The 12,105-nt window shown below is 57.5% G+C and carries 16 protein-coding genes; 8 read left to right on the forward strand and 8 right to left on the reverse strand.

What is annotated here, in order from left to right; all coding sequences use genetic code 11:
• Positions 1–454: 454 nt before the first annotated feature.
• The 4 genes from ACFE0K_RS14855 to ACFE0K_RS14870 form a co-directional block, all read right to left on the reverse strand.
• Positions 455–859 carry a VOC family protein gene (locus tag ACFE0K_RS14855; protein ID WP_434536799.1) on the reverse strand — a complete coding sequence of 135 codons (405 nt, stop codon included), beginning with the start codon at positions 857–859 and terminating at the stop codon, positions 455–457.
• A 116-nt stretch (positions 860–975) separates the two neighbouring features.
• A complete protein-coding gene (gene murI, locus ACFE0K_RS14860; protein WP_434536800.1) occupies positions 976–1,764 on the reverse strand; it encodes a glutamate racemase in 789 nt (262 codons plus the stop codon).
• Positions 1,765–1,840: 76 nt separating this feature from the next.
• Complete coding sequence (locus ACFE0K_RS14865) at positions 1,841–2,368, reverse strand: GNAT family N-acetyltransferase (RefSeq protein WP_434536801.1); 528 nt, start codon at positions 2,366–2,368, stop codon at positions 1,841–1,843.
• Positions 2,369–2,395: 27 nt separating this feature from the next.
• The gene (locus tag ACFE0K_RS14870; RefSeq protein ID WP_434536802.1) at positions 2,396–3,034 is read right to left on the reverse strand and encodes a glutathione S-transferase family protein; all 639 of its coding nucleotides are present in this window, start codon (positions 3,032–3,034) and stop codon (positions 2,396–2,398) included.
• 315 nt (positions 3,035–3,349) lie between these two features.
• On the opposite strand from ACFE0K_RS14870, the gene ACFE0K_RS14875 reads away from it, so the two are divergent.
• From ACFE0K_RS14875 to ACFE0K_RS14895, 5 genes are all read left to right on the forward strand, one after another.
• Positions 3,350–3,967 carry a DUF2459 domain-containing protein gene (locus ACFE0K_RS14875; protein WP_434536803.1) on the forward strand — a complete coding sequence of 206 codons (618 nt, stop codon included), beginning with the start codon at positions 3,350–3,352 and terminating at the stop codon, positions 3,965–3,967.
• A 50-nt stretch (positions 3,968–4,017) separates the two neighbouring features.
• Positions 4,018–4,347: an ArsR/SmtB family transcription factor gene (locus ACFE0K_RS14880; protein WP_434536804.1), complete on the forward strand. Its 330-nt coding sequence runs from the start codon at positions 4,018–4,020 to the stop codon at positions 4,345–4,347.
• A 33-nt stretch (positions 4,348–4,380) separates the two neighbouring features.
• Entirely contained in the window at positions 4,381–4,911 is a 531-nt protein-coding gene (locus ACFE0K_RS14885) for an SRPBCC family protein (protein ID WP_434536805.1), read from the forward strand.
• Between the two features lie 45 nt (positions 4,912–4,956).
• Positions 4,957–5,358, forward strand: a complete 402-nt coding sequence (locus ACFE0K_RS14890; RefSeq protein WP_434536806.1) for a VOC family protein — start codon at positions 4,957–4,959, stop codon at positions 5,356–5,358.
• A 94-nt stretch (positions 5,359–5,452) separates the two neighbouring features.
• Complete coding sequence (locus tag ACFE0K_RS14895; RefSeq protein WP_434536807.1) at positions 5,453–5,812, forward strand: hypothetical protein; 360 nt, start codon at positions 5,453–5,455, stop codon at positions 5,810–5,812.
• Between the two features lie 102 nt (positions 5,813–5,914).
• On the opposite strand, the gene ACFE0K_RS14900 is transcribed toward ACFE0K_RS14895, so the two are convergent.
• From ACFE0K_RS14900 to upp, 3 genes are all read right to left on the reverse strand, one after another.
• A complete protein-coding gene (locus ACFE0K_RS14900; RefSeq protein WP_434536808.1) occupies positions 5,915–6,991 on the reverse strand; it encodes a peptidoglycan-binding domain-containing protein in 1,077 nt (358 codons plus the stop codon).
• A gap of 225 nt (positions 6,992–7,216) precedes the next feature.
• Entirely contained in the window at positions 7,217–8,515 is a 1,299-nt protein-coding gene (locus ACFE0K_RS14905) for a uracil-xanthine permease family protein (protein WP_434536809.1), read from the reverse strand.
• A 29-nt stretch (positions 8,516–8,544) separates the two neighbouring features.
• Positions 8,545–9,171: a uracil phosphoribosyltransferase gene (gene upp, locus ACFE0K_RS14910; protein ID WP_434536810.1), complete on the reverse strand. Its 627-nt coding sequence runs from the start codon at positions 9,169–9,171 to the stop codon at positions 8,545–8,547.
• 233 nt (positions 9,172–9,404) lie between these two features.
• Here upp and ACFE0K_RS14915 point away from each other — a divergent pair, with 233 nt between their 5' ends.
• Together ACFE0K_RS14915 and ppa are read left to right on the forward strand one after the other, a co-directional pair.
• Entirely contained in the window at positions 9,405–9,770 is a 366-nt protein-coding gene (locus tag ACFE0K_RS14915; protein ID WP_434536811.1) for a rhodanese-like domain-containing protein, read from the forward strand.
• A 151-nt stretch (positions 9,771–9,921) separates the two neighbouring features.
• The gene (gene ppa / locus ACFE0K_RS14920; protein WP_035250163.1) at positions 9,922–10,452 is read left to right on the forward strand and encodes an inorganic diphosphatase; all 531 of its coding nucleotides are present in this window, start codon (positions 9,922–9,924) and stop codon (positions 10,450–10,452) included.
• Positions 10,453–10,675: 223 nt separating this feature from the next.
• Here the strand turns inward: ppa and ACFE0K_RS14925 are convergent, their stop codons facing one another.
• Complete coding sequence (locus tag ACFE0K_RS14925; RefSeq protein WP_434536812.1) at positions 10,676–11,704, reverse strand: helix-turn-helix domain-containing protein; 1,029 nt, start codon at positions 11,702–11,704, stop codon at positions 10,676–10,678.
• A gap of 96 nt (positions 11,705–11,800) precedes the next feature.
• On the opposite strand from ACFE0K_RS14925, the gene ACFE0K_RS14930 reads away from it, so the two are divergent.
• Positions 11,801–12,105: metal-dependent hydrolase (locus tag ACFE0K_RS14930; RefSeq protein ID WP_434536813.1), on the forward strand; the 305-nt coding region annotated here is incomplete at its 3' end.

Below are 12,105 nucleotides of genomic sequence, written 5' to 3' on the forward strand. Positions count from 1 at the left end.
AATATCTGGCCCCGCTGCTCGGCGGCCAGTCCTACCCTCCCTACCAGGACGGCCTGCCACAATTCGCCAAGTTGAAACTGGTCCCGGTGGCCAAAAAGCTGAACGACGCGTTCGAGGTGTAAGCCCACCCCGCTACGACAAACGCCCCGCAATGCGGGGCGTTTTTGTTTTACCCGGACCCCTACTACGACCCCCTGTAGGAACGTAGCGGAGCGGAGTAACGCACGAAGTGCGGCCTGAAGGGTGAGCGAAGCGAATAAATTCCCTTCCAGGGGACGAACCTGAGCCCAGGCGAGGGAAACGGGTGACGTTCACCTCATGCCTTCATTCAGTTTGTCGAAACCTGAAATCCCTGACCGACCTTCGGTCGATTTCGTGCTTCACACGGTTCGTCCCCTGGAAGGGAACTCCTACAGGGAGCTTTGTAGCTCGGACTAGAATCGGGAAGCCAGCGCTAGCCCTCCATCGCCGCCATGTCCATCCACATCATCTCCCACACATGCCCGTCCGGGTCCGCCAGGTTGCGGTTATACATGAACCCCAGGTCCTGAACCGGGTTGATATCTGCCGTGCCGCCATTGTCCGCAGCAGCCCTATTCACGGCATCCACCGCATCGCGGCTATCAAAGGACAACGCCAGCATCACTTCACTGGAAGAGGAAGGCGGAATTGGCCGGTCGGTAAAGGTCCGCCATTTGTCGTGGGTCAGCAGCATCACATGGATCGCCTCACTCCACACCATGCAGGCGGCGGTCTCGTCGGTGAATTGCGGGTTATTCTCGAACCCCAGCGCGGTATAAAATGCCATGGAGGCTTTCAGGTCTGTTACGGGCAGGTTTACAAAAATCATTCTGGCCATGATGCCGTCTCCGGAGGATTGATGACAAGACAGCGCGTGTGCTGTCATCACCTTATCGAACGACCTCGATCAGTTTCGACACAGCCATCACATTTTTAACCTGAAGACCCGCACGTCTATAGCGGGAGCACCGCCTTGCCTGGCCCCCACAAGCGGTCAATCTGTCGGCTGAACACCGCCAGTTCGCCACTGGTATAAAACGCCTCACCCCCGGTGTTCCCGGATTCCGCCAGCAGCCCCTCGCTCCCCAACCGCCGCACCACTTCCCGGGCCACCGCCGACTCGGTGCTGACGATCTGCACCCCGGGCCCTGCCACCTGCGCAATACGTTCAGCCAGGTAGTTGTAATGGGTACATCCCAGCACAATGGTATCTGCGCCCTTCTCCAGCAGCGGCGAGATATAGCATTTCAGCAGTTCCAGAGTCCTGTCGTCATCAAAACGCAACGCCTCGATCTGGCCTACCAGATCCGGACAGGGCTGCACCGCAATACTCACGGTGCTGGAAAACCGTGCCGCCAGCGCACTGAATGAATGGGTCTGCAGTGTCCTCGGTGTGGCCAGCACACCCACCACCCCGCTACGGGTGGCCAGCACCGCCGGCTTGACCCCCGGCTCCACACCAATGATCGGCACCGAATAGGTGACTCTCAGCTGCGCGATCGCCGAGGTTGTCGCCGTATTACAGGCCACTACCACCGCCTTGGCTCCCCGCCCCAGCAGGAAATCCGTCACCGTATTCATCCGCCCCAGAATAAAGTCATCGGATTTGTCACCATAGGGCGCATGACGGGAATCGGCCACATAGAGGATATCGTCGGCAGGCAGCAGCTCACGGACTTTCGCGGCTACGGACAGGCCGCCGATACCGGAGTCGAAGATACCAATGGGGTGGGAATGGGGCATGGCTGGGTCTGAGGGTCGAGTTGATCGTTGGTCGGATAGTGTACTCGACCGGGGCAGGAACCGGGAAAGATATGCTTCAGCCTCGGTACTCTGTCACAAGGAGTGAATAAATCGCCTGGTCCACATAGCCGCTATACAACCACTCGCTCTGCCGGAGCGTCGTTTCATGGGTAAACCCGAGCCGCTCCGGTATGGCCCGGCTTTTCCGGTTATCCACGGCACAGCGGATCTCGATTTTATTCAGGTCGAAATCGTCAAAGCCGATCTGCAACAAGGCTCTGACACTTTCCGTGACAATCCCCTTACCGGTATAAACCTCGGCCAGCCAGTAGCCAATAGAACCGATGCCCTGCACCGTGTCGATCTCATGGAAACCGGCAACACCGCAGAGAGCCCCCTCATGGATAATGACAAAGTTCGGCGCTCCACCTGAGGAAGCCACCGCCATGGCGGATTCGATAAAGGCCGCGGTATCCTCCGGAGACAGGACCCGATCTAGCCAGGGTAGCCACTGGCGCAGGTAGGCCCGATTGGCATCCGTTAGGACGTACAGGGGCAAAGTATGGGCTGGGTTTAATGGTTCCAGGGTTATCTGGGGCTTCATTCTCTATTCGCTTTTAAAAGACGGGCTTCAGTCTGCTGCCGCAAAATGGGCCATCTGATCCGCATGGGCCTTCACAAAGGCCGGGCGAGCGGTGGCGCGGGCCACATAGTCTCGACAGGCGGGATATTCTGCCAACCCGTCAAACCGGTCCACCAGTCTCAACACATCCGCCATCAGAATATCGGCTGCAGAGAAAGTGCCGACCAGCCACTCCCGTTTCTCCAACACCGCTTCCATATGCTGCAAGCGTGCCTGAAGAAACCCCTCCAGGTGTTGCCTCCCCGGTGTGTCTGCGGTGTCACCAGAGAACTTGAACAACGACCAGGGCAGGCTTGCCGCTTCCACCGAGTTGAGTGCCGCAAAGAGCCATTGAGTCACTTCGCTTCTGCATTGCGGGTCGGCCGGCATCAGCGCCTCACTGCGCTCTGCCAGATGCAGCAGAATGGCGCCGCTTTCGAAGAGGGAGAGATCCCCATCAACCAGCCAGGGAACCTGCCAGAAGGGTTGATGGGAGAAATGCTCGGCAGTCCGGTCTCGGAACGGCACGCTCTCTACACGGTAAGGCAAACCAGCTTCTTCCAGCGCCCAGCGAATGCGCAGATCACGGACATAGCCGCGAGGAACGTCAGGCACCCAATCGAATGTGGTGAGAATCATGTGGGTCATTGGGTCACTCCTTCTCCCTGTACTACCCGCTATCGCCATGCCTGGCATTATTCAAATTTCCGGTAGGCGATTAATATACAGCATGCACCATTAAAACCTTGTTATTTGACCATGTGCACAATTACACCTTTCTGGGGATTCCCCGCACGTCGTTATTGAAGATGGTCACACGCAGCAACCAGGACTCGCGGCTTACAATTTTTATATCCGTAAATTAACCAGAAGCCTCAATTGCGTACAACGTCCAACATTGTTCAGAGGCGCCCTCAGTATTTCGTGTCATAGCCTTGCTACACTGGCAGCATGATGCGTTTCTTGGCGAGTTTGCTTGCGATGTTGCTGTCTCTGCCGGTTATGGCCGGAGGCGAAGGCGATAATGTCACAGTGCTGGTGGTACGCCACCGGTGGCATACCGGCATTGCCTTTCCGGCGGATCGGCTCTCCCCTGCCCTGGGATTTCTTGAGCCGCACTTCAGTGAGCCGCAGTTCTACGAGTTCGGCTGGGGAGATGATGCCTTTTACCGGCAGAATGACAGCCTGTGGCTTCGGGTACGTGCCATGTTGTGGCCTACCAGGTCCGCCATGCATGTGGTGGGGCTGGAGCGGCACCCGGAAATGCTGCCGCATACGGATTTGCAGGCACTGTGCCTGAGTACCGAGCAGCTTGCTCAGCTGCAAGAGAGCCTGGCCGGGTTTTTCCAGCTGGATGATCAAGGGGAATTACCCGCTGGCGACCCCGGCCTGTATGGGGACAGCCGTTTCTTCCCTTCCAATGAGACATTCTGGTTCGGTAATACCTGCAATACCTGGACCGCCAGGCGCTTGCGCGATGCAGGACTGCCGATACGCGCCTTTCTTACCCTCACTGCGGGCCAGGTGCTGGGCCAGCTGCGCGAAGGCAATCAGGCCGGCGCTTGTCCGCCTGTCGATTAAATTAAACAAAATGGTTGAATATCTCGATTTTCATCTTTATGTTTAACCGTATGGTTAAACATTCTGATCAACATCTTGATGCGGTCTTTGCCGCCCTGGCCGACCCCACCCGCCGGGCCATGCTGCAACAACTGGAGCAGGGACCCCGCAGTGTGGGGGAACTGGCCGAACCGTTCGCCATGTCCTTCGCTGGCGCCTCCAAGCATGTGAAGGTACTGGAAAAGGCCGGGCTGATTCACCGCGAGGTACAGGGCCGCACCCACCATTGCCGCCTGAATGCCGCGCCCATGGCCGAGGCGGACGCCTGGTTGAAACGCTACCGGACATTCTGGAACAACAGGCTGGATGCTCTGGAGCAAGCCCTGAAAGACGGCGATTGATACTCAGGCCACATAGACACAAGGAGATTTGTCATGGAACCCGATGTGCAGTTTACCGACGCCACCACCCTGACGGTGGAACGCACCCTGCCCGGCCCTATCGAGCGTGTCTGGGCCTATCTTACCGAACCGGACAAGCGGGCCCGCTGGCTGGGCGGCGGTGCGCTTGGGCAGTTTGTGGGCGGCGCGGTGGAAATCCATTTCCATAACCGGGACCTGTCCGAGGACAAACAACCAGCTCCGCAGCAGTACAAACACATCGAGAATCAGGCCACATTATCGGGCACCATCACCCGCTTCGAGCCGCCCCATGTGCTGGCCCATACCTGGGGCGACAATGAGGGCGAGGTGACCTTTGAGCTGAGCGAGGACGGCGACCAGGTACATCTGCTAATTACTCATCGTCGGCTGCCCACGGATATCGACACCCGCAGCAGTGTGGCCAGTGGCTGGCATACTCATCTGGGCATTTTGATCGAGGAACTGAACAGCAGACCCCGTAGCGCCTTCTGGCCACGCCATACGAAGCTGGAAGCCCACTATCGCGAAGTATTGGCGAAATAACGCCATCTTCCCGGCACATCGTACCGCTTCAGGAACGGAGGAGTCGTGAGCACACAACTGACTATACAGCTGATGTTCCAGGGACAGGCCAATCAGGCGTTGGCTCTATACGCGGATGTCATTCCCGGCTTTACCCTGATACACAAGGGTCTCTATGGCCCGGAGGGCCCTGGCAAAGAGGGCAGCATTCAGGAAGCTGTGTTTGCCATTGGTGATACCACCGTGCATTGCATCGACAGCCCAGTGGCCCATGCGTTTGATTTTACGCCGTCCACGTCACTGTGTTTGACCCTGGACGACAGGCCAACCGTCGAACGCGTCTTTGCCGCCCTGCAGGAAAAGGGCAAACCGCTCATGCCCCTGGACGATTATGGATTCAACCCCTGCTTCGGCTGGTTGCAGGATTGCTTTGGGGTGTCCTGGCAGATCTCGGTGAAGTCAGCGTAACCCGTCATACGCGGAACCGGTTCTGCTGTGGGGCAGCCAAGGGAAAGATGTCACCTTGTGAACAAGGCGACAACATCGAGAACATGGAGGACTTATGGGCCTGCAATTTCAACCTGGTAGAAACATCGCCATGAAAGTGCCCAGCCACGAGCACAAGGCTACCGTACGCTTTTACCGGGATGTGCTTCGGCTCAAGGATATTTCCGGTAGCAGCCCAGGCGATACGCCGAAATTTGAGTTTGGTGACAAGGTGCTCTGGCTGGACTGCGAACCTGGGCTCAGCCAATCCGAGATATGGTTGGAAATTGTGACCAACAATATTGGCCAGGCGTCGGAGTATTTCCGGGAGCAAGGAAGCCAACGCCGCGATGACATTGAAGACTTACCCGAGGGGTTTCAGGCATTCTGGATTGCAAGTCCATCCAATATTATTCATCTGATATCCCAGCAATGAGTGGCATGATCAGATCACCAACCCTGACACAAAAGCAACCTTTCGACAGATAAAAAAAGGCCGGCAAAAGCCGGCCTTAAATACTAGGAAAGGAGCAGGACGTTAGAGTTTCACGCCCAGGTGGTCCAGCGTCTGCATGGTCAGCTGACCGGAGGCCAAATCGTTGTCCTTCTGGTAAGCAACCACGGCTGCGCGGGTCTTGGAACCGTAGACACCATCAATCCACACCGGATCGTAGCCTTTATCTTCCAGGGCTTTCTGGAGGCGGCGGACCACATCCTGGGTGGTGTTGGTTTCACACAGGATTTCACGCCACTCCATATCGGCATCGGTCACCTTGACCTGCTTGGGCACGTCCTTGTACACGGCGGGGATAACGGTTTTCTTCTCTTTCGGCGGCTCTACCTGCTTGACCACATCAACCGTGCTGTAGACTGCCGGCACAGTGACTGTTTCAGTCCGCGCGGGCTGATCGACCACTTTCTTGGTAACGGTTTTGTACACCGCAGGAATTTTTACTTCTTCGGTACGCTCGGGTTGTACCAGTTCCTTGCGGCTAACCGTCTTGTATTCCGCAGGCACTTCCACCAGACACATAATCTCGCCGGTGGAGTCATCGATTTTCTCGATGGGGCCACGACCTTTTTTCCAGGTGGTGTAGGCGGGCTTGACCAGCACCTGCTCGGTAACGGTTTTATATTCCGCCGGCTTCGTGATCAGCTTGGTAGTAGCTTCTTTCACCAACACTTTCTCGGTCACCGTCTTGTAGGTGGCCGGAATCACTTTCAGCTTGTCATAGGCTTCGCTGACCAGCACCTGCTCCTGGACGGTTTCATAACGGGCAGGTGTGGTGGTGATCTTGCTGTCTTCCTGGGACACCATGACCCGCTGCATCTCGGTCTTGTAGGTTTCCGGAATCACAACCCGCGCATAGCAATGGCCAGGCTTGGCGTTTGGCGGAAGAAGCTGATTCCCGGAGCTCGCTGGCGCCGGCGCGGGGGCAGGCTGTTGCTCACTGGAGCTCAGCGCAGCACGCAGTTGCTGATTTTCCTGCTGCAGTTGCTGCTGCTGGCTTTGTAGTGATTGATATTCGGCGCTTTCCTGCACTGTCTGGTTACTGGCACAACCAGTGGCAAGAGCGGCGACAATGGCCGGCAAAATGAGGCGATTAAATTTCATAGTCTGTTCCCTTATGAAAGACTTCCTTGATTTCATCAGGGACAAACAATGCGCAATTAAAATGACAGGAACAATTACAAAGATGTAATTTTACAAAATTATTTTTGCGGAAATTATTTTTGCGGATTTCATTTGTAAAATAGTAAGCAAAAAACTTTTTATCCATAAAAAACTATTTGCTTACCGGGAAAATAAAAACACAATAAACAAGCACCGGTGTACCAACTATTTTCTCTCGTTACCGCACTCCAACACATCTTTTACGTAGGCGCGCTCTTCATTCAGATCATCACTGATCGCCGGCGCAGCTGGCAGAACCTGATTCATAATCACCGCCACCAATCCACAAAGGCTGATCCCCTGCAAGGTGAAATCGCCATTGCCCATCACCATGCCGCCGATACCGAAAATCAGCGTAACCGCCACGATCACCAGATTGCGCTGGGCATTGAGATCCACCCGCGCCTTGATCAGTGTGCTCATGCCTACACTGGCAATGGAACCAAACATGAGAATCAGGATGCCTCCCATGACCGGGGTAGGAATGCTTTGCAGCAACAAACCGAATTTGCCGATAAACGCCAGGCTGATGGCAAATAACGCAGTCCAGGTCATCACGACCGGGTTGAACACTTTCGTCAGCATCACCGCCCCGGTGACTTCCGAGTAAGTGGTATTGGGCGGGCCGCCGAACAAGGCGGCAGCCATGCTGGCGATACCGTCGCCGGTGAGGGTGCGATGCAGGCCGGGTTTGCGGATGTAATCCCTGCCGGTGACGCTGCTGATCGCCAGAACGTCGCCCACGTGTTCGATGGCCGGTGCCAGCGCCACTGGCACCATGAACAGGATCGCCTGCCACTGGAAGCTGGGCGCCACGAAGTCCGGCATAGCCAACCAGCCAGCCTGTTCTACCGCAGTAAAATCCACCATCCCCATCAGCAGAGCTGCCAGGTAACCACTGACTACACCGCAAAGAATCGGCAACAAGCGGAACAGGCCATGCCCCAGGGTTGCCACCAACATGGTGGCCAACAGGGCCACCATGGACACCAGCAGCGCCTCACCGTAGGGGAAAAGCCGCTCAGCACCATTGCCGGTCATGCCCATGGCGAAGTTCACCGCCGTGGGCGCCAGGCTCAACCCGATCACCATAATGATGGGGCCGGTAACCACCGGCGGCATCAGCCGGTGCAGAAAGCCAGGGCCGCGCCATTTCACCAGAGCGCCCAGCACCACATAAACCACGGCGGTACACAGCAGCGCCCCCATGGTGGCCGAGACACCCCATTGCTCGACGCCATGGGCGATAGGCGCCACAAACACGAATGACGACGCCAGAAACACTGGCACCGAGCGACGAGTGATCCACTGGAACAGCAGGGTACCCAGGCCGGCGGTGAACAGGGCCACGCTGGGGTCCAGCCCGGTGAGCAGCGGCATCAGCACCATGGCGCCGAAGGCCACGAACAGCATCTGCGCACCGATAAGGATAATTTTCCAGTTCCAGAATCCGGGCTGTTGCATGCCGGAGGCTCCTGTTTTAGCAGAGAGGATTAGCGAGTGCCGAAGATCTTGTCCCCAGCGTCGCCCAGGCCGGGGATGATATAGCCATCCTCATTGAGCCCCTGATCCACCGAGGCGGTATAGATATCCACGTCCGGATGCGCCGCTTTTACCTTTTCAATGCCTTCCGGCGCCGCCACCAGCACCAGGGCACGGATCTGTTGGCAACCCGCCTTTTTGAGCATATCGATACAGGCCACTAGCGAGCCGCCGGTGGCCAGCATGGGATCCACCACCAGAGCCAGCCGTTCATCGATGTCGTGGGCCAGCTTTTCAAAGTAGGCCACCGGCTCCAGGGTGTCCTCGTCGCGGTAGACTCCTACCACACTGACCTTGGCGCTGGGTATCAGCTCCAGCACCCCGTCGAGCATGCCGATGCCGGCACGCAGAATCGGCACCACCGTGACTTTCTTGCCCTTGATGCGCTGGGCCGGTGCCGGGCCCATCCAGGTATCCACCTGATAATCCTCCAGCTGCAGATCACTGGTAGCTTCATAGGTCAGCAAGCTGCCCACCTCCGCGGTGAGCTGGCGAAAACTCCGGGTGGACAGGCTTTGTTGGCGCAGCAGGCCCAGCTTGTGTTTAACCAGAGGGTGGGTGATTTCGTGGACGGACATGGACACGCTCCTTGGGACCAGGTGGCGGAATACAGATTGCGAGTATTGTGCCGTTTACGCCGCAAAAGTCACTGCCGTGCACCTGTCACTGTTCTCGGGACCACTGCGGTGGTAGCGTCAGGAAGTAAAACGAAGAACCCGTGAGCAAAACCCTCCATTGCCAGCATGGTACGGGATGCGGAAAAGCTGTGGGACGCGTTGCAGGAATGGCAAACCCGACAGGAGTCAGAGTCATGAAACGTTTCAGCCTGGGCCTACTGGTACTGCTGAGCATTCTCGCCACCCCACTGTGGGCTGCCGACAGTATCAGCATCAACGAGCTCAAACAGGCCATGCAGGCCGACCGGGCCCCCATCATCATTGATGTCCGTGACGAGGATGAGTACCTGGCCGGCCACATTCCCGGCGCCATCATGGTGCCGGCCAAGCAGATGGAACAGCATCTGGACATGCTCAAGCAATACCGCAAGCAGGAAATCGTCCTGTACTGCGTCTCCGGGCGCCGCGCCAGCGCCGCCGCCACCGTGCTGGAGGACGCCGGTTTCAAGAAAGTGCGACTGCTTGAGGGCAACTACCCCGGCTGGAGCGAGGCCCAATAACTCGCCAGGGAGCCCACCATGGGCTCCTAACCCATTGACCATAAAGCTTTTCTCCCTACCCCTTCGGCTACGACTTTCCGCCATTAGCCGGGACCGCCTTGCATTGCTATAATCCGCGCCCACCACCAACCCTGTTTGAGAAGGATAGATCATGGATTTTGCTAAGGTTCCCGCCGGGAAAGAGATTCCGGAAGACATCTACGTGGTCATCGAGATCCCGGCCAACGCTGACCCGATCAAGTATGAGATCGACAAAGACAGCAACGCCGTATTCGTCGACCGCTTCATGGCAACTCCCATGTTCTATCCGGCCAACTATGGCTACATCCCCAACACCCTGTCCGAAGACGGCGACCCGCTGGACGTGCTGGTTGTAACCCCCTACCCGGTGGTTCCCGGTTCCGTGATCCGCTGTCGCCCGGTCGGCATCCTGAACATGACCGACGAAGCCGGTAAAGATGCCAAGTTGGTGGCGGTACCGCACACCAAGCTGACCAAGATCTACGACAACGTGAAAGACATCAACGATCTGCCCGAGCTGCTGCTGGCCCAGATCAAGCACTTCTTCGAGCACTACAAAGAGCTGGAAGCTGGCAAGTGGGTGAAGGTCGATGGCTGGGACGGCGCCGAAGCCGCCAAAGCCGAGATCCTGAAATCCGTGGAAGCCTACGAAAAAGGGTAAGGCAAGCCACAAGCTTCAAGCTGCAACGCGAGATAGTTTCGCGGTAAGCAGCAAGTAAAGAGGCCGCGCCCATTATCTGGGTGCGGCTTTTTTTTCAGCTGCCTTGATGCCCCCTGGCAGGCTCCGTGCGCTGGCACAGCGGAGCACTCATCTCCGCCTTCTCGCGGCTTCTAGTTCTTAGCTTGTAGCTTGTAGCTCGCAGCTAGGAGCTAAGATCCTGCCCTTACCTCTGCTCCCGATACGCCCGTGGCGTGACCCCACTCCAGCGCTTGAACGCCTTGGAGAAGTTGGCCACATCGCTGTACCCCAAGGAATAAGCCACCTCGCTGATGCTGTTATCCGGCTTCGCCAGCAGGCGCTGGGCCTGACGATAACGCTCCTGATCCTGAAGTTGCCGGTAGCTAAGCCCGGACTGTTGCAGGTGGCGTTTGAGGGTCCGCGGTGACACCGACAATTTTTCTGCCATGGCTTCCAGGGACGGCAACGGCGCCGGGCGATCCTGCAGGGCGCCACGTATCCGCTCGGCCATGACGCCATCCTCCTCGGTACGCCACTGACGGAACTCCAGCTCGCACTGCTCCCGGGCCAGGGCCGCCACCTGCGGGTCGGCCAGACGCGGACGGGCCGCCAGGGCCGACTGCGGAAAGACCAGGGCATCCTCATCCTGATCAAACAGCACCGGCACCCCCACTTCCTGTTTCAGGGTCGACAGATAGGCAGGGGCAGGCCCGCAGCGGCGAATCTCCAGGCCTTGCGGTGGCGCATCCAGCAACTGCTCGATCATGAACACCAGCCCCACCAGCATGGCCTCGATAACAAAATCATGGGCCACCCCCAGGGATGCAGTGCTGCGCAGTTGCAGGTGGGCCATCTCCCCCTGGCGGGTCTGATCGATAACCAGAAAGGGAGCCCGCAGGCCAAGAAAGCGGCAGGCTGCATCCAGGGCATCCTGGGCGCAGGCACTGGACAAGGCCAGCAGGCCAACCGGGCCATGCAGGGTGATGCTCATGGCCCGGGCATAGCGGAACCCCAACCCTTTATCACCGACCATGGCCACGCCCCGCTCGGCCACGGTCTGCGCCAGGGACATGGATACCCGCCGGTCCGGGGCCAGCAGCTCATCGCGACTCACCCCCAGCCCAGCCAGCAGTGACGGGGCATCCAGCTCCATGCTCACCAGCACGTCATAGAGCAATACCACGTAAATACCCGGTATCCCGGCACTTCCCCAGGGACGGCCCGAACTCACCATTTGTTGGCCCTCCACGACAAGACCTTGACTGCAAGACCTCGCATAGTAGTTGTCATTGATTGATGTCAGCAATGACATTCGTACCAGGAGACACTGATGAATCTGAAGCTGGTGAAAAAAAAGAAGCACCCTTCTGTGCCCATTATTCCGCGTCGCATGGGATTTTCCTTCGATGGCATACAGCACGATGACTACTGGTTCGACAACGACCCGGTACTGACCCATCTGCTGAATATCCTGTCGCTGACGTTTCCGGACGGCGAACGCTTCTTCGTGGATTCTGTTCGTGCCCTGCGCGACCAGGTAGAAGACAAGGATCGCCAGAAGGATATTTCCGGTTTTATTGGCCAGGAAGCCATGCACTCCCTGGAGCACCAAGCATTCAACGACCTGATTGCTGA

The organism is Alcanivorax sp. (genome assembly GCF_051117345.1).
Classification (GTDB): domain Bacteria; phylum Pseudomonadota; class Gammaproteobacteria; order Pseudomonadales; family Alcanivoracaceae; genus Alcanivorax.